Source organism: Rhodococcus sp. PvR099 (assembly GCF_017833315.1).
Classification (GTDB): Bacteria; Actinomycetota; Actinomycetes; order Mycobacteriales; family Mycobacteriaceae; genus Rhodococcus_G; species Rhodococcus_G oryzae.
In genome coordinates this window covers 1,459,732-1,477,208 of record NZ_JAFIBV010000001.1, presented here as the reverse complement: position 1 = coordinate 1,477,208, position 17,477 = coordinate 1,459,732, and the positions used below count along the sequence as shown (strand labels likewise).

General features: G+C 69.1%; 12 protein-coding genes. 5 read left to right on the top strand and 7 right to left on the bottom strand.

Annotated features, from left to right (window positions below; all coding sequences use genetic code 11):
• Nucleotides 1-5: 5 nt before the first annotated feature.
• Entirely contained in the window at nucleotides 6-1,361 is a 1,356-nt protein-coding gene (gene gabT / locus JOE46_RS06680) for a 4-aminobutyrate--2-oxoglutarate transaminase (RefSeq protein WP_209926625.1), read from the top strand.
• A 58-nt stretch (nucleotides 1,362-1,419) separates the two neighbouring features.
• Here gabT and JOE46_RS06675 read toward each other — a convergent pair whose 3' ends face one another.
• The gene (locus tag JOE46_RS06675) at nucleotides 1,420-1,968 is read right to left on the bottom strand and encodes a TetR/AcrR family transcriptional regulator (RefSeq protein WP_209926623.1); all 549 of its coding nucleotides are present in this window, start codon (nucleotides 1,966-1,968) and stop codon (nucleotides 1,420-1,422) included.
• A gap of 106 nt (nucleotides 1,969-2,074) precedes the next feature.
• Between JOE46_RS06675 and JOE46_RS06670 the strand changes: the two genes are divergently transcribed.
• Nucleotides 2,075-3,601: an MFS transporter gene (locus JOE46_RS06670; RefSeq protein WP_179800574.1), complete on the top strand. Its 1,527-nt coding sequence runs from the start codon at nucleotides 2,075-2,077 to the stop codon at nucleotides 3,599-3,601.
• Here the strand turns inward: JOE46_RS06670 and treZ are convergent.
• The 6 genes from treZ to glgX form a co-directional block, all read right to left on the bottom strand.
• The gene (gene treZ / locus JOE46_RS06665; RefSeq protein WP_209928980.1) at nucleotides 3,598-5,337 is read right to left on the bottom strand and encodes a malto-oligosyltrehalose trehalohydrolase; all 1,740 of its coding nucleotides are present in this window, start codon (nucleotides 5,335-5,337) and stop codon (nucleotides 3,598-3,600) included. The two genes, JOE46_RS06670 and treZ, sit on opposite strands and share 4 nt — an antisense overlap.
• 66 nt (nucleotides 5,338-5,403) lie before the next feature.
• Nucleotides 5,404-7,308, bottom strand: a complete 1,905-nt coding sequence (locus tag JOE46_RS06660; RefSeq protein WP_209926620.1) for an HNH endonuclease signature motif containing protein — start codon at nucleotides 7,306-7,308, stop codon at nucleotides 5,404-5,406.
• A 45-nt stretch (nucleotides 7,309-7,353) separates the two neighbouring features.
• A complete protein-coding gene (locus JOE46_RS06655) occupies nucleotides 7,354-7,938 on the bottom strand; it encodes a DinB family protein (protein ID WP_209926619.1) in 585 nt (194 codons plus the stop codon).
• Between the two features lie 85 nt (nucleotides 7,939-8,023).
• Nucleotides 8,024-8,833 carry a mycofactocin-coupled SDR family oxidoreductase gene (locus tag JOE46_RS06650; protein ID WP_097214346.1) on the bottom strand — a complete coding sequence of 270 codons (810 nt, stop codon included), beginning with the start codon at nucleotides 8,831-8,833 and terminating at the stop codon, nucleotides 8,024-8,026.
• A 103-nt stretch (nucleotides 8,834-8,936) separates the two neighbouring features.
• The gene (treY, locus tag JOE46_RS06645; RefSeq protein ID WP_097214359.1) at nucleotides 8,937-11,246 is read right to left on the bottom strand and encodes a malto-oligosyltrehalose synthase; all 2,310 of its coding nucleotides are present in this window, start codon (nucleotides 11,244-11,246) and stop codon (nucleotides 8,937-8,939) included.
• A gap of 2 nt (nucleotides 11,247-11,248) precedes the next feature.
• A complete protein-coding gene (gene glgX / locus JOE46_RS06640; RefSeq protein ID WP_209926618.1) occupies nucleotides 11,249-13,354 on the bottom strand; it encodes a glycogen debranching protein GlgX in 2,106 nt (701 codons plus the stop codon).
• Between the two features lie 167 nt (nucleotides 13,355-13,521).
• Here glgX and JOE46_RS06635 point away from each other — a divergent pair, with 167 nt between their 5' ends.
• The 3 genes from JOE46_RS06635 to JOE46_RS06625 all read left to right on the top strand — a co-directional run bounded on the left by JOE46_RS06635 (nucleotide 13,522) and on the right by JOE46_RS06625 (nucleotide 17,457).
• On the top strand, nucleotides 13,522-14,760 hold the full coding sequence (locus tag JOE46_RS06635) for a CdaR family transcriptional regulator (protein WP_245220956.1): 1,239 nt from the start codon (nucleotides 13,522-13,524) through the stop codon (nucleotides 14,758-14,760).
• 123 nt (nucleotides 14,761-14,883) lie between these two features.
• A complete protein-coding gene (locus JOE46_RS06630; protein WP_209926617.1) occupies nucleotides 14,884-16,134 on the top strand; it encodes a cytochrome P450 in 1,251 nt (416 codons plus the stop codon).
• 27 nt (nucleotides 16,135-16,161) lie between these two features.
• Entirely contained in the window at nucleotides 16,162-17,457 is a 1,296-nt protein-coding gene (locus tag JOE46_RS06625) for an adenosylmethionine--8-amino-7-oxononanoate transaminase (RefSeq protein WP_097214343.1), read from the top strand.
• Nucleotides 17,458-17,477: the final 20 nt, after the last annotated feature.

Sequence of the window (17,477 nt, the reverse complement as noted above, 5' to 3'; positions counted from 1 at the left end):
ACACCATGGATGTACTCCGGTACCGACTGCCGCAGGAACGGATGCTCCGTACTCCGCTGCCCGGGCCGAGATCACAGGCTCTCACCGTCCGCCGCAAGGCCTCCGTGGCGGCGGGGGTGGGGTCGAGCGTTCCCGTCTACGCGGTGGATGCCGACGGCGGCGTCCTTGTCGACGTGGACGGCAACTCGCTCATCGACATGGGGGCCGGCATCGCGGTCAACAGCGTGGGTGCCTCCAACCCTGCGGTCGCACAGGCGGTCTCCGAGCAGGCCGCGCATTTCGCGCACACCTGTTTCATGGTCACCCCATACGAGGGGTACATCGCGGTTGCCGAGGAGTTGGCGGTGTTGACCCCGGGCACCCACGAAAAGCGTTCGGTGCTGTTCAATTCCGGCGCGGAGGCGGTCGAGAACGCGGTCAAGGTGGCGCGGCTGGCCACCGGTAGAAACGCCGTCGTCTGCTTCGATCACGCTTACCACGGACGCACGAACTTGACGATGGCGTTGACCGCGAAGGCGATGCCCTATAAGGCGAACTTCGGTCCGTTCGCCCCGGAGATCTACCGGATGTCGATGTCCTATCCGTTCCGCGACGAGGCCGGACTCGGCGGCGCCGAGTCGGCACGCCGGGTCATCAGCCAGATCGAGAAGCAGATCGGTGCCGACACGGTGGCGGCGATGATCATCGAACCGATTCAGGGCGAGGGCGGATTCATCGTGCCCGCACCGGGATTCCTGCCCGAGCTGGCCAACTGGGCACGGTCGAACGGGGTCGTCTTCATCGCCGACGAGGTGCAGACCGGCTTCGCCCGCACCGGCGCCTGGTTCGCCAGCGAGGACGAGGCCATCGTGCCGGACATCATCACGATGGCCAAGGGCATCGCGGGCGGCCTGCCCCTCGCCGCGATCACCGGCCGGGCCGAGCTGCTCGACGCGGTGCATCCAGGCGGGCTCGGCGGCACCTACGGCGGCAACCCGATCGCCTGTGCGGCGGCGCTCGCCGCGATCGAGTCGATGCGCGAGCTGGATCTGCCCAGACGCGCTCGGCAGATCGGGGAGCTGTCGCAGCGCCGGCTGCGGGCGCTGGCGGCCGAGGTCGACGTGATCGGCGAGGTGCGGGGCCGCGGGGCCATGCAGGCGATGGAGTTCGTCCGGCCGGGCGGCATCGAGCCGGACCCGGACATCACCAAGGCCATTGCGGCACAGGCGTTCCAGCAGGGCGTCATCGTGCTGATCTGCGGCACCTACGGCAATGTGATCCGGCTGGTCCCGCCGCTGGTGATCGGCGAGGACCTGCTCGGCGAGGCCCTCGACGTGCTCGAAACCGTCATCAGATCTCTGGCAGGGAGCAACGGTGGCTGAACCATCTGCGACCGGCCGCCTTCTCTCCGTCGCGTTCGATACGAGGGGGAGGCCGTCGTCAGGCCGGCTCGGCGTGGCCCTCGCGGCCGAGTAGGCGGTCCACGACCTTGCGATACAGCTCGGGGTCGGGCTGGGGCAGGCCGAGGAGCGCCGCGAGGTAGATGCCGTCGCCGACGAGCCGCACGATCTCGGCCTGGACCGGGTCGTCGAACTCGGCACGCAGACCCTCGTCCCAGGACCGCATCATGTCGATGACTGCCTGCTGGATCTCACCCGGCTGGCCGTCCACCGAGCGAAGCGCGGCGATCGTGGACTGGAAGAGCGCGAGCTCGTTGGTGGTGTTGGCGTCCACGGTCTGCAGATACCACTCGGAGACCGAGGTGCCCGCCTCCGCGAGCTGCTGGTCGGAGCGCTCGCCGAGGCGACGGACCATGCCCGCGAGCAGGGCGTCTTTGCTGCGGAAATGGTAGAGCAGCCCGCCCTTGGAGACGCCCGCCTCGGCGGCCACGGCCTCGAGGGTGATCTGGGAGAGGCCGCGTTCGAGCAGTAGTCGTTCCAGCGCGTCGAGGATGCGGTCGCGGGTTCCAGTTGCCGCCTTGTCTGTCACGAGGATCACTGTACCGGCTGGACGGTTGGCTGCTAACCTGAGTGAGCGACTGTACCGGCTGGACGGTTCAGTCGGTTTTCTTTAATCAACACTTTTGGGAGTAATCGTGTCTGTCATCGCGGGCAAGGGCCCGACGTTCGATCCGACAGAGGTGCGGGCGAGCGCCCGTGACTGGCTCGGTCTGGTCGTCCTCGCCTTCTCCGTCCTGCTGATCTCGGTCGACGCGACGGTCCTGGACCTGGCCATGCCGTCCATCAGCGCGGACCTCGCGCCGAGCAGTACACAGCTGCTCTGGATCATCGACGTCTACTCGTTCGTGCTCGCCGGACTTCTCATCACGATGGGCACCCTCGGTGACCGGATCGGTAGGCGTCGGCTGCTGCTGATCGGCGCCGCCGGCTTCGGCATCGCGTCGATGATCGCCGCCTGGTCGGTGAGCCCGGAGATGCTGATCGCGGCCCGCGTGCTGCAGGGCATCTCGGGTGCCACGCTGATGCCTGCGACGCTGGGCCTGATCCGCACCATCTTCGTCAACCCGCGTCAGCGGACCACCGCGATCGGCGTGTGGGGTGCGATGGCCGGTGGTGGTGCCGCGGCGGGGCCGCTGGTCGGCGGCTGGCTGCTCGAGCACTTCTGGTGGGGCTCGGTGTTCCTGATCAACATCCCGGTGATGGCGGTGCTCATCGTCGTCGGTCCGATGGTGATCGCGGAGGCGAAGGACCCCAACCCGGGCCGCTTCGACCTGGTGAGTGCCGGCCTGTCGATGCTGGCGATGATCCCGCTGGTGTACGCCGTCAAGGAGTCGGTCGTGCACGGCCCGACCGTGGCCCTCGCGGCGATCGGCGCGGTGGGCGTGGCCGCCGGATGGGCCTTCATCCACCGGCAGCGCACCCTCCCGGATCCGATGCTCGACCTGAGCCTGTTCGCGCGCCCTGCGTTCTCGACCGCGGTGGTCACGAACCTGCTCTCGGTGTTCGCGCTGTCCGGCGTGCTGTTCTTCGGGTCGCAGTACCTGCAGCTGGTACTGGGCAAGACGCCGTTGCAGGCGGGCCTGTTGATGCTGCCGGGCACGGCCATGAGCGTTGTCTTCTCGCTGGCGGCCGCCTGGTTCGTCCGTCGTTGGCAGCCGAGCGTGGTGCTCAGTATCGGGCTGGCGGTCTCGTCGATCGGTGCGGCCACGATGCTGTGGCTGCACGCCGATGGCGGCGCGGGACTGTTCATCGTCGCGTTCATGCTGACCGGCTCCGGTGTCGGCATCGCGCTGACACTGACCTCCGACCTGGTGGTCGGCTCGGTGGAGCCGGAGCGCGCGGGTGCGGCGTCGGCGGTGTCCGAGACGGCATACGAGCTCGGTGTCGCACTGGGTGTCGCGGTCCTGGGCAGCGTGGTACTGGCCATCTTCCGCAAGGGACTCGACGTGTCGGCGCTCGGCACGGACGACGCTCACTCCGCTCAGGAAACCCTCGGCGGCGCGGTGAGTGTGGCCAAGTCCGCCCCGGACATGGTGGGAGCGCAGCTGCTCGATTCCGCGCACCTGTCCTTCGTCAGCGGCATGCACGTGGCGGCGGCCGCCACCGCGATCATCCTGTTCGCCAACGCGGTACTGGTGTACCGGATGATGCGCTCGCGCTAGTCGGCGCTTCCCGCGTCGAGGATCGCGAAGGAATGTCCGGGGACGACGGTCGCCGACCCGGTGGCATCCTGGGTCGGTGGCTCCCACCACAACAGTGGGTGGCCGCCGACCGGGACCGTCACCGGGTCCGGACCGAGGTTGCAGGCAATCCGAATGCTGCCGCGGTGCAGCACGATCCACCGCTCGTCCTCGTCGTAGTCGACGACCAGGTGCTCGAGCCACGGATCGGTCAGGTCGGATCGCGCGGCTCGCACAGCGATCAGGGCGCGATAGCACTCCAGGAGCCGCCGGTGCTCGGGCACCGCGATCTCGTCCCAGTTCAGCTTCGACCGCAGGAAGGTCTGCGGGTCCTGCGGGTCTGGGATGGCGCCGACCTCCCAGCCGTGCTCGGCGAACTCGCGCCTGCGACCGGAGGCGGTGGCCTCGGCGAGCTCCGGTTCGGGGTGTGAGGTGAAGAACTGGAAGGGCGTCGCCGCGCCCCATTCCTCACCCATGAACAGCATCGGGGTGTACGGCGAGCCAAGCACCAGCGTCGCCCGGACGGCCAGCTGGCCCGGGTTCAGGTAGCGCCCCGGACGATCACCGGTCGCGCGGTTGCCCACCTGGTCGTGCGTGCAGGTGTACGCGAGCAGCGAGCTGGCCGGCGTCAGCCGCACGTCGAGCGGCCGGCCGTGGGTACGGCCCCGGAAACTGGAATAGGTGCCCGCGTGGAAGAAGCCCTGGCGCAGGGTGGTGGCGAGGCACTGGATCGAGCCGAAATCGCCGTAGTACCCCTGCCGTTCGCCGGACACCGCGGCGTGCACGGCATGGTGGATGTCGTCGTTCCACTGCGCGTCGAGGCCGTGGCCGCCCGCTGACCGGGGCGCGATGAGGGCGGGATCGTTGAGATCGCTCTCGGCGATCAGGGTCAGTGGCCTGCGCAGATGCGTTGACAGCGTCTCGGTTTCGACGGACAGGTCTTCGAGTAGATGGGTGGCGGTCAGATCGACCAGCGCGTGCACGGCGTCGAGGCGTAGTCCGTCGATGTGGAACTCGCGCAGCCAGCGCAGCGCGTTGTCGATGATGTAGCGGCGCACCTCGCCCGAGAGCGGACCCGCGATGTTGACCGCTGCGCCCCAGGGGTTCTCGGTGTCCGCGAGGTAGGGCCCGTATCGGTCGAGGTAGTTGCCGGACGGGCCGAGGTGGTTGTAGACGACGTCGAGGATCACCCCGAGTCCGCGCCGGTGGCAGGCGTCGACGAACCGCTGCAGGCCGTCTGGTCCGCCGTAGGGCTCGTGCGTGGTGTACCAGAGGACGCCGTCGTAGCCCCAGTTGTGTTCGCCGTTGAATCCGTTCACCGGCATCAGTTCGACGAACCCGACACCGAGGTCCACGAGGTGGTCGAGGTGGGCGATGGCGGCGTCGAAGGTGCCCTCGGGGGTGAAGGTTCCGACGTGCAGTTCGTAGGCCACGCTGCCCGCGAGCCTGCGTCCGGTCCATTCGCGATCAGTCCAGGCGTCCGGGTCTACCTCGTGCAGCTGTGAGGGCGCGTGCACGCCGTCGGGCTGGCGCGGCGAACGCGGGTCGGGGAGCACCGTGGGATCGTCGTCCAGGACGAAGCCGTAGCGGCTGTCCCGGTTCGCGGGGACAGCGGCGCGCCACCAGCCGTCTTCGTCCCGCGACATCGGATGCAGCTCCCCGTCGAGATGTAGCTGCACTTTCTGCGGGATCGGTGCCCAGACCTCGAAACGATGCACGGAAGTCATTGCCCCAGCATGCCGCAAGGAACGGCGTGGTGCAGTCGGTGCGGGTGCGTTTCGGTCTCAGAACGGTGGCGGGTCCGGTGACGTGGCCGGGCTCGGTCGTGGGGTGTGGCCGCGGCGGCCGGAGATAGGTGGTGCGGGTGTCTTCATGGTGTGGCTGCCGTGGGCGCCGGTGGGGAGGGTGAGGGCGGTGGTGCCGGTGTGGGAGGTCCAGAGCATTGCGTGGCCGGGGAGTGCGGTGACGGTCCAGAGGCCAAGGGTTTTGAGTTGGTGGTGGAACTGGCAGAGGCAGTGCAGGTTGGCGGCGATGGTCCAACCGCCGGCGATCGGGTCGTGGGGCAGGTATTCGATGATGTGGTCGAGTTGGCATCCGGCGGCCGGTCTGGTGCAGCCGGGGAATCGGCAGTGGCCGTCGCGGGCGTGGACGAGCGCGGTGGTCGCTGCGTCGGGGCGGTAGGTGAGGGCACCGTCGGGTGGGGCGGTCAGGCCGCCGTGCCCGTCGGGATGTTCCGGTCGGGCCAGGGTCGGGTCGGCATCGATGGCGGCGAGGATCGCGTCGGTGATGGTGCCGATGCTGGTCGGGACCGATGGGTCGGGCAGCATCGGTGAGGCGCTGCCGTCCGGCGGTGTCGGGTGCTGATGCTCGCTGCTCGGTGGTGATGCGGTGCAGGGTCGCGGCACGGGGAGCGTCCCGAATTCGGGGAGGTAGCCGGCTTTTCTGCGACTGCCGCGGGCGAGGTACGAGCGCACGCAGAACCGCGGCGGTTGCAGCGGGGGCGGAGGAACGACTTCGGGTGGGTCGGCCTCGGTATGAGCCGACCTCTCCACTGACTTCGACTCCGGCGCAATCCCATTGACCGCTCCGACCGTTCCCGCCGGGTCGTCGACCGGTTCTGCCGTCGGTCGGTCGTCGGAGTCGTGGGCCCCGTCGCAGTCGGCGGCGCCGTGGTTGCCGTTGTCGGTCCCGTCGTCCTCCCGATGGGTGACCAGCCCCAGCTCTTCCGCCAGGTTCAATGCCTCGATGAGCAGCGCCTGCCAGGTTCCGTCCGCCGCCAGCCTGCGGGCCAGCTCGGGGTCGATCAGCCCGTGCCCGTGCAGGTAGGCGGGTTCGGACAGTAGCCCCACCAGCGTCGCAACGTCCATGGTGACCTGGGTCAGCGGCGCCCGCCGCCCCGGCAGCGCGGCCCGGCCCGCCTGCGCGCAGTCAGTGCGGTCGCAGCTGCACCGCAGATACGGCTCGCCGTGCATCATCGCCAACACCGCATCCACCAACCGGCACCGCTTGCCGCGCTTGTCATGCGGACAGACCGTGGCCGCGAACTCGGCGACCAATTGCATCACCTGCTCGGCCTCCTCCGGCGACACATTCACCTCGATGGTGGACATGGTGCCGCGGGAACGCTTGACGATGCGGCGCCCCAACTCCTGTGCGGTTTCCCGCTGCGCGGCCGCCTCCTCCGCCGAGAACTCCGAGACGAGCCGGCCGATCTCCCCGGCGAGTGGGCCCGGCGTCAGCTGCCGTGCGGCCGCCACGATCCCCGGCTCCAACGCGGCCACCGTCTCCGGCTTCAGCCCCGTCGTCTCGCGACTGATCGCCCGCACCCGAGGCAGATCCAACTCACCGGACTCGAACGCGGCCCGGGCAAGGGGCAGCCGCAACCGCAGGTCCATCCCCAGTGAGGCGTGAGACTCCGCGACCGTCTTCGAGCAGCCCATCCGCACCGCCAACTCGGCGACCGCACCGTTGCCACAGTCCACGATGTCACCCGACCCCAACCGGACATCGCGCTCGATCCACGACTCCCAGAACCGACCCGCCGCCAACACCTTCCGCGCCGCGAACCGATTCTCCGCCCGACACGACCTAACGACCTCGTCGAGGGCGGCGACGTCGGCCAGCAGCGAGGCGGCCTCCGCCTCCACACCGGACCTCACCTCACCGACCCCGTCACCGTTCTCGAACATACATTCGATTCTACGCCGGAGGTCCGACAAGAAACCGACTTCAGTTCAGAGGAACGTCTCGGCGGCGGCCTGGACTCGCTCGAAGTGGGCGCGACGGAGTTCGGCGGTAGCGTGGGGCAAGTTGTCGTTGTCCTCGGTCATGCCCGCGGTGCCGTCGATCATCTCGCGGACGATGTCGGCATGCCCGGCGTGCCGGGCCGTTTCGATGTTCATGTGCACCAGGATCTGGTGCAGGGTGACGCGCGGTTCGGGCCATCCGGGCACGGAGCCCGGCGCGTCCAGGTCGAGCGCGTGGAAGGTCTGCCCGGCGTGATCCCAGGAGCGTCGGTAGAGGCCGTCCACGATGAAGTCCGTCGATTCATCGGGCGTGGCCCACAGGTCGGCATTCTCTTGGGCGCCGGGTACGTCCCATGGCAGCTCGATCGGGGCCGGGCGGCCGAAAACGTAACCGAAATAGCCGAATTCGCAGGCTGCCAGGTGCTTGACGAGCCCGAGGAGATTCGTGCCGGTCGGAGTCAGGGGGCGTCGTAGGTCGTACTCGGTGAGGCCGTCCAGCTTCCACAGCACCGTTTCGCGCAGCACCTGAAGCCGATCGATCAGGTCGGACTTGTATGCCTCTTGCGGGGTCACGACGGCAGCCTATCGCCGGATTCCCGTTGCAAAGACGAACCGCCGGCCGGGATCACCCGGTCGGCGGTTCGTTGGAGTGGTCGGGTCAGCGCGCGGCGTTGCCCAGGTCGATCGGCATGTTGATGCCGGTGATGTGGTGCGCCTCGTCGGAGCAGAGGAAGGCGACGACGTTCGCCACGTCCTCGGGCTGGCTGAATCCGTCGGGCAGCGACGGGATGAATGCGGGGGCGAGCGTCTCGGCGAAGCGCTCCATGAGCGGGAGCACGTCGGACATGACCATGCCGGTGGCGACGCCGTAGGGGTGCACGCTGTTGACGCGGATCCTATGCATGCCCAGCTCGTTGGCCATGGTCCGGGTCAGTCCGGCGATGCCGGCCTTGCTGGCGACGTAGTGTCCGAAGAACGGTGCGCCCTTGAGGCTGGAGACCGAGCTCGTGACGACGATGGAGCCGCCCTCGCCCTGCTCGATCAGCTTCGGGATGGCGGCCTTGCAGGTGAAGAAGACGCCGGTCAGGTTGACGTCGATGGTCTCCTGCCACTGTTCCGGGGTGATCTCCCAGGACAGTGCGGCCGAGCAGATGCCGGCATTGGCGACCACGTAGTCCAGGCGGCCGAAGGCCTCGACGCCGGCGTCGAGCGCGGCTGTGACGGCGGCGAAGTCGCGGACGTCGGCCTTGGTGGCGACGATCTTGCGGCCCTGCTCCTCGACCAGGCGGACGGTCTCGGCGAGGTCCTCCTCGGTGGCGCCCGCGTAGGGCGTCGAGTCGAAGTCGATGCACGCATCGAGCGCGATGATGTCGGCGCCGCCCTGCGCGAACTTGACCGCCTCCGCCCGGCCCTGACCGCGCGCTGCGCCGGTGATGAATGCGACCTTGCCCTCGAACCGATTCGCCATTGCTGTGAGCCTCCCGCGTGCGGTGTGAACGTGTTACAGATCACGTTAGGCGAAATTCTGTCATCGTGTGCCGAATCGTCCCGGTCAGTGGACGGAGCGCTGGTCAGCCGCGGGCGAGCAGTGCGACCGGCAGTTGGCTGAGCAACTCCTCGGCTGGAACCGTGCCGGTGAACACGTGCCCGTTCAGTCGGTCGGTCCAGGTGCCGGGCGGCAGCGCAACCGAGGTTCCGCGCCACCCCCGCTGGGACAGCGCGAGGCTGTGCCGGGTGGCCACCGCGATCACGTCCTCGCCGCGAAGGAACCCGACCAGATGGGCGGACGCCGCACCGTCGGCGGTCACCGGTGCGTAGGCGCCACCGACGAAGCTCGACGGGCGTTCGCGCCGCAGGCGCAGCGCCGCCCGGGTCACCGTCAGTTTCGCGACCGCATCGACAGCCGACACCGGACGCAGGTCGGCCGCCAGCAGCCGCCGCACGCCGAAGTCCACCGGCCGCCTGTTGTCCGGGTCGACCAGCGAGTCCTCCCACAATTCGGTGCCCTGGTACACGTCCGGGATGCCCGGCCCGGCCAACTGCAGCAGCTTCTGCCCGAGGGAGTCGACCCGGCCGTGCGGCGCGAGGGTTCGGACCAGATCCGACATCGATGCCGCAACCGGACCGTCGATCGCGTCGTCGATCCACGCGTGCATCCGCGACTCGAAGGTCGCGTCGACGCGCTCCCAGGACGTCCGGACGCCGGATTCCCGCACGGACTTCGTCGCGTACGCGTGCAGCCGCTCGCGCACCGTGGCGTCCGGGTTCCCGACGACCGGCCATACCCCGAACATCGACTGCCACAGGAAAAGTCCGGTGGCGGGGTCCGGGCTCGGGGTGAGCTCCTCCCAGGCGCGCACCGAGCGGGACCACAGCCCCGACGCCTGCGACAGCACGCCGATCCGGGCCCTCACATCCTCGCCCCGCTTGGTGTCGTGGGTGGAGAGGGTGGTCATCGCGGCAGGCCAGTCCCGAGCCCGCCGGGCCTGCGCGAGGTGGAACTGCGCGACCGACACACCGAACTTGCCCGGGTCGCCGCCCACCTCCTGCGCGGAGATCAACCGTGCGGTCCGGTAGAACAGGCGGTCCTCGACGGCCTTGGCCATCGCGGCGCCGCACACCTGCTGCAGCCGCGCCGCCGCGTCGCCCTCCGCGCGATCCGCCGCGGACAGCGCCGACAACGCCCCGGCGAGCTCCGGATGCTCCGCGGCCACCACGCCGATCGCCTCGCCGAGCGCACCCGACGTCGGGCCGTAGTCGGTGCGGTAGTAGGGGACCCGCGCGACGGTCTCCACCACGGCCGATGTCAGTGCCTCGGATTCGACGTCGGTGGGGGAGTCGCGCCGGATCGCGCCGACCACGCGGCGGACCTCCGGGGCCAGCGCGCCGCGCAGCACCTCGCGCTTGAGTTCGCGCTCGGACCGCCGCAGCGATTCGGCGTCGCCGCGGTCGCCCGTGCGTTGCAGGTGCAGGTCCGTCAGCTCCCGTTCGCCCGACTGGTCGAGGAACACCCCGGTCAGCTCGCCGAGCGCGTCGTAGCCGGTAGTGCCGTCCACCGGGAGCGCGGGGTCGAGGGGTTCGCCGGGGGCCAGGATCTTCTCGATCACCAGCCACCGGTCCGCTCCGAGCAGCTCCCGCAGGCGGCGCAGGTAGCCGGCCGGGTCCGTGAGCCCGTCGGGGTGATCGATCCGCACCCCGTCGACGAGGCCGTCCGACACCCAGGTCCGGAGCTCGCGGTGGCTCGCCTCGAACACCTCCTGGTTCTCCTGGCGCAACGCGGCCAGCTCGTTGACGGTGAAGAACCGCCGGTAGCCGACACGGCCGCTGCGCCAGTCGACCAGCTCGTAGGCCTGCCGCGAGTGCACTGCCGTCGCGTCGGCGCCATCGGTTCCCGGCGCGATCGGGAAGCGGTGGTCGTAGTAGGCGAGCATGGGCTCCGGGCCGGTGCGGTCGACCGTGAGTGGTTCGTCGTCGCCGAGCACCGGCACCGCGAATCGTCCCTGGGCCCAGTCGATGTCGAAGAACGACGCGTAATCGGACCCGGCGCCGTGCTTCAGTACGTCCCACCACCAGCGGTTCTGCCTCGGGTCGGCCACTCCGACGTGGTTGGGCACCAGGTCCACGATCAGCCCCATGCCCCGGCCGCGCAGCTCGGACGCCAACGCCACAAGGGATTCCCGGCCCCCGAGCGCGGGTGACACCGAAGCCGGGTCGGTCACGTCGTAGCCGTGGGTCGACCCCGCGGCCGCGGTCAGGACGGGGGACAGGTACAGGTGGGAGACGCCGAGATCGTCGAGGTAGTCCGCCAACCGCCTGGCGTCGTCGAGGGTGAACGCGTCCCCGCGCAGCTGCAGCCGGTACGTCCCGGTGATCGCCGGCACGGTCACGGAACCGAGCGCAGCACGACCACCGACCGCGGCGCCACCTTCATCGTCCCGCCGCCGCCGACGACCGCGTCCACGAGTCCGGTGCCGGTGGCGGTGTCGAGCGCGACCGCCCAGTGCGCGCCGTCGCCGTCGTCGGGGATGGTGAACTCGAGCGCCTCGTCATGGGCGTTGAAACACAACAGGAACGAGTCGTCGACCACGCGCCTGCCGCGCTGATCGGGCTCCTGGATGCCCTCGCCGTCGAGGTACACCGTGAGCGAGCGGCCGAAGCTGCTACCCCAATCCTCCGTGGTCATCTCCTCGCCCGCCGGTGTCAGCCAGGCGATGTCGCGGATCTGCTCGCCGGACCGGATCGGGCCGCCCTCGAGGAACCGCCTGCGGCGGAACACCGGATGTGCGGCGCGCAGGGCGATCACGTTGCGGGTGAACTCGACAAGGTCCGCGTTCGTCTCGGCCAGTGACCAGTCCATCCAGGCGAGCGGTGAATCCTGGCAGTACACATTGTTGTTGCCGTGCTGGGTCCGGCCCATCTCGTCGCCGTGCGCGAGCATCGGGGTGCCCTGGCTGAGCATCAGGGTGGCCAGCAGGTTGCGCTGCTGGCGGGCCCGCAGCGAGAGGATCTCGGGGTCGTCCGTCGGACCCTCCACCCCGCAGTTCCAGGATCGGTTGTGGCTCTCGCCGTCGTTGTTGTCCTCGCCGTTCGCCTGGTTGTGCTTCTCGTTGTAGGACACCAGGTCCGCGAGGGTGAAGCCGTCGTGCGCGGTGACGAAATTGATGCTGGCACTCGGCCTGCGGCCGGTGGCCTCGTACAGGTCCGACGAGCCGGTCAGGCGGGAGGCGAACTCGCCGAGGGTCGACGGTTCGCCTCGCCAGTAATCGCGGACGGTGTCGCGGTACTTGCCGTTCCATTCGGTCCACAGTCCCGGGAAGTTGCCCACCTGGTAGCCACCCTCGCCGACGTCCCACGGCTCGGCGATCAACTTGACCTGGCTGACGATGGGGTCCTGTTGCACCAGGTCGAAGAACGCGGACAGCCGGTCCACGTCGTGCAGTTCGCGGGCGAGGGTGGACGCCAGGTCGAAGCGGAACCCGTCCACGTGCATCTCGGTCACCCAGTACCGCAACGAATCCATGATCAGCTGCAGGGTGTGCGGGTGCCGGGCATTGAGGCTGTTGCCGGTGCCCGTGTAGTCCATGTAGTGCGCGAGGTCGCCCTCGACGAGGCGGTAGTACGCGGCGTTGTCGATGCCGCGGAAGTTGATCGTCGGGCCCAGGTGGTTGCCCTCGGCGGTGTGGTTGTAGACCACGTCCAGGATCACCTCGATGCCCGCCTCGTGATACGCCCGCACCATCGCCTTGAACTCGGTGACCGCGCCGCCCGCCTTGGTGGATGCGGCGTAGTCGGCGTGCGGGGCCAGGAATCCGAAGGTGTTGTAGCCCCAGTAGTTACGCAGTCCGAGATCGATCAGGGTCTGGTCGTGCATGAACTGGTGCACGGGCATCAACTCGATCGCGGTGACCCCGAGGCCGCGCAGGTGGTCGATGATCGCGGGATGCGCGAGACCGGCGTAGGTGCCCCGAAGCTCCTCCGGCACAGCGGGATGGGTGGCCGTCATCCCCTTGACGTGCGCCTCGTAGATCAGCGTGTCGTGGTACGGCCGACGGGGCGCACGATCGGACGCCCAGTCGAAGAACGGGTTGATCACCACGGTGGTCATGGTGTGTCCCAGCGAGTCCGAGCCGAACGTGTGGACCGCGGGATCGGCGTCGAACGCGCCGTCGAACGCCTTGCCATATGGGTCCAGCAGCAACTTGCCCGGGTCGCAGCGCTGACCGGCGTCGGGGTCGTGCGGGCCGTGTACGCGAAAGCCGTAGCGCTGTCCGGGTGCGATCGCGGGCAGATAGGCGTGCCAGACGAAGCCGTCGACCTCCTCGAGCGGTACCCGGGTCTCGGTGCCGTCCTTGGCGATCAGGCAGAGCTCGACCGCGTTGGCCACCTCGGAGAACAGCGAGAAGTTGGTCCCCGCGCCGTCGTAGGTCGCGCCGAGCGGATAGGCGCTGCCCGGCCACACCGCGATGGCCGGGCTCTCCGTGTGTGCCATGACTCGACCCTAGCCCGCGCCGAGCGAGCCCTCCTGTCGACGTCGCGGTCCCGCGGCACAGGGGCACCCTCACTGGATATGTGCGATTCGCACAATTCATCCGTGTCTGTTTGAACATTCATGCCATACGACGTCGAAGGATTGTGCGATCTGCACACAATGTCCGCATGGGGTCGATCGACAGTCCGGGGTCCGCAGCTCGGTGGATGCGCGAGTACGTGAGCTCGACGTTCAGTCGCGCCGATTTCGAGGGGTTCATCGACCGGCTCGACTCGTCGATCTGCGCGGACGTCCCCGAGCTGGCGGCGGACGCGGAGCTGCAGCGCGACCTCAAGGTCGCGATCCGGAGCCAGTTCCGGGTGTTCCTCGGCACGGAGATCCCGGTCGACGGTGCCCGCGCGACGCCGACCGTCTCGGGTGAGTGCCACGCGCTCGCCCGGACCATCGCCCGCCGCGGCCTCGAACTCCGGGTGCTGTCCCAGTTCGACCACGCCTGCCATCGCGCCGTGCTCGGGTTCGCCACCGACTTCGTCGCCCAGCAGGATCTGCCGAGCGACTTCGCGGTGGCGCTGATGACGATGATGTGGGAGCAGACCAGCGAGTTGATGAACACGATGCTCGAGGAGCTCAACACGACGTACACCCGCGAGCGGGAGAGCCTGCTTCGAGGTGCGTTCTCGCAGCGCATCGGCACGGTCCGGGAGATCCTGGACGGCACCACCGTCGACGTCGCTCACGCATCCGCTCGGATGGCGTACCCGCTACACCGGTCGCACACCGCCCTCATCGTGTGGGCGGAGGACGCGGCGCCGGGATTCGACCCCGTCGCCGACCTCGAGCCGATCGTTCTCCGGCTGGCCAGGGCGGTATCCGCCACCGACCTGCTCTGCGTACCGTCCGGCGCCAGGGGACTGTGGGCCTGGATGGTCGACGGGGATCGTCTCGGTACCGATCCACAGCACGCCGCGCTGGTCCCGGCAGGAGTCCGGATCGCGGTCGGTGGCGAGGGCGCCGGGGTCGACGGATTCCGGAGCAGTCATCGCGAGGCGCGGGCCGCCCGGTCGATCGCAGAGAACGGCAGGCAACGCCGCACGCTCACCCGATACCGCGACGTGGAGGTCGTGTCCCTGGTATCGCAGGATCCCGCTGCTCGGTCCGCGCTCGTCGAACGTGAGCTGCGGGGCATGCTTGGGGACGACGCCGCGTCCGAGCGCCTGCGCGACACCGTCCGCGCGGTCCTGTCCTGCTGGGGAAACCACGAGGCCGCGGCGCGACGGCTCGGCGTGCACAAGAACACCGTTCGCTACCGGATCCAGCGGGTCGAGGAGGTCCTCGGCCGGGACCTGGCGTCGAACCGCCTGCCGCTGGAGCTGGCGTTGGAGTGCTTCGACACCTTCGGCCGGTGATCGGGATCCCGGTGTGCGGGTCACACAAATCACGGTGATGACCTTGGCGAAATCTGCCAAGCACTAGCCCTTTTCGCCGTGTGACGCTCGTCATGACACTCACCCGAGGACGAGGAGATTGCAGTGCGCACACCGAACATCCCGGACGGTTTCGACCTCACCGATCCCGCCGTGTACGCAGACCGGCTGCCGGCCGAGGAGTTCGCGGACCTCCGCAGGACCGCGCCGGTCTGGTGGAGCCCTCAGTCGCCGGACAAGGGCGGCTTCGGTGACGGTGGGTACTGGGCCGTCACCAAGCACGCCGACGTCAAGGAGGTGTCGCGCAATGGCGCCGTCTACTCCACCTGGCAGAACTCGGCGATCCCCAGGTTCGCCGATGGCACCCCGCGCGAGACGATCGAGATGCTGCGGAACCTCTTGCTCAACAAGGATGCGCCCGAGCACACCAAGCTCAGGAAGCTGATCTCCCGGGCCTTCACCCCGCGCTCGATCGCGGACCTGCGCCCGGCGTTGCAGGCGCGCGCGGAATCGATCGTGAAGCAGGCCGCGGCAGGCGGCACGGGCGATTTCGTGACGCAGGTGGCCTCCGAACTCCCACTGCAGGCGATCGCCGAGCTGATCGGTGTCCCGCAGGATGATCGCGGCAGGATCTTCGACTGGTCGAATCAGATGATGGGATACGACGATCCGGAGTTCGCGTCGGCGTCGGTCACCGCCACGACGGAGCTGTTGGGGTACTCGTACCTGATGGCCGAGCAGCGCAAGCAGTGTCCGGCAGGCGATCTGCTGACGACCCTCGTCGAGGCGGATGTGGACGGTGAGGCGCTCACCTCCGAGGAGTTCGGCTTCTTCGTGCTGATCCTCGCCGTCGCGGGCAACGAGACGACGCGCAACGCGATCACGCACGGGATCATGGCGTTCCTCGACCACCCGGACCAGTGGGAGTTGTACAAGCGGGAGCGGCCGGCGACCGCCGTCGACGAGATCATCCGCTGGGCGACACCGGTGACTGCGTTCCAGCGGACCGCCCTCGGTGACACCGTGCTCGGTGGCCAGGCGATCGCGGCGGGCGACCGGGTGGTGATGTTCTACGCGTCGGCGAACTTCGACGAGGACGTCTTCGAGAACCCGATGGAATTCGACATCACCAGGGCCGACAATCCGCACCTGAGCTTCGGTGGCACCGGCGCCCACTACTGCGTCGGCGCGAATCTCGCCCGCATGGAGGTGGGGATCATGTTCGATGCGATCGCGGACCACATGCCGGACCTGAGCAGGATCGGCGATCCACGCCGGCTGAGGTCCGGGTGGATCAACGGGATCAAGGAGCTTCAGGTGGACTATCAGGGCGGCTGCCCGGTCCGGCACGGGTAGCGCGAGGCGGCTCGCTAGGGTCCTGGTGTGTCCCGAGCCCCGCTGACCGCAGATCAGATCTCCCACATCGACGCCGAGCACCTCTGGCATCCGTACGGCGCGTTTCCGGCGTCCACCAGCGCGTTGGTGGTCGACAGTGCGAGCGGGGTCCGGCTGACGCTGGCCGACGGCACGGAACTGATCGACGGGATGAGCTCGTGGTGGGCGGCCGTGCACGGGTATCGCAACCCGGTGCTCGACGCCGCCGCGACCGCCCAGCTCGGGCGGATGAGCCACGTCATGTTCGGCGGCCTCACCCACGAGCCGGCCGCCCGGCTTGCGGAGCTGCTCGTCGAGATCACCCCGGCGGGGCTGGACAAGGTGTTCCTCGCCGACTCGGGGTCTGTGTCCGTCGAGGTCGCCGTGAAGATGTGCCTGCAGTATCAGCGGGCGCTCGGCCGGCCCGCGAAGAATCGGCTGCTGACCTGGCGCGGCGGCTACCACGGCGACACCTTCGCGCCGATGAGCGTGTGCGACCCGGACGGCGGCATGCACTCGCTGTGGACGGACGTGCTGACCCGGCAGGTGTTCGCACCGATCCCGCCGAGCGAGTTCGACCCGGCCTATGTCGCCGAGTTCGAGCGGATCCTGATCGAGCACCGGGACGAGCTGGCCGCGATCATCGTCGAGCCCGTCGTGCAGGGCGCGGGCGGCATGCGCTTCCACGATCCGCGCTACCTGAGCGAGTTGCGTCGCCTCGCGGACGAGCACGAGTTGCTCCTGGTGTTCGACGAGATCGCTACCGGGTTCGGCCGCACCGGGGCCCTGTTCGCGGCCGACCACGCCGGTGTCGCACCCGACATCATGTGCGTCGGCAAGGCATTGACCGGGGGATACATGACCCTCGCCGCCGCGCTGTGCAGCACCGCGGTCGCGGCGGCGATCAGCGAAGGGGAGGCCGGTGGGCTGATGCACGGCCCGACGTTCATGGGGAACCCGCTCGCCTGCGCGGTCGCCGTCGCGGCGGTCGAACTGCTGCTCTCGAGGGAATGGAGCGCTGAGGTGGCAGCGCTCGGAGCCGGGCTGGCGGCCGGGCTGGAGCCTGCCCGGGACCTGCCCGGTGTGGCGGACGTGCGGGTGCTCGGCGGGATCGGCGTGATCGAGATGGAGCGGCCGGTGGACATGCGGCTCACCACCGACGCGGCGGTGGCGGCGGGCGTGTGGCTGCGGCCGTTCGGAAAGCTGATCTATGCGATGCCGCCGTACATCTGCACCCCCGAGGAGGTCGCGGCGATCGCGGCGGGGATGGTGGCGGCGGCAAGGGCGACTGTGCCGGGGGAGTGATCAGCCATGGCTTGAACGCC

Bases quoted from the DNA above. Each gene is read 5' to 3' on its own strand.
- JOE46_RS06650 (WP_097214346.1), bottom strand. From the start codon at position 8,833: ATGGCGAATCGGTTCGAGGGCAAGGTCGCATTCATCACCGGCGCAGCG.
- gabT (WP_209926625.1), top strand. From the start codon at position 6: ATGGATGTACTCCGGTACCGACTGCCGCAGGAACGGATGCTCCGTACT.
- glgX (WP_209926618.1), bottom strand. From the start codon at position 13,354: ATGGCACACACGGAGAGCCCGGCCATCGCGGTGTGGCCGGGCAGCGCC.
- JOE46_RS06635 (WP_245220956.1), top strand. From the start codon at position 13,522: ATGGGGTCGATCGACAGTCCGGGGTCCGCAGCTCGGTGGATGCGCGAG.
- JOE46_RS06660 (WP_209926620.1), bottom strand. From the start codon at position 7,308: ATGTTCGAGAACGGTGACGGGGTCGGTGAGGTGAGGTCCGGTGTGGAG.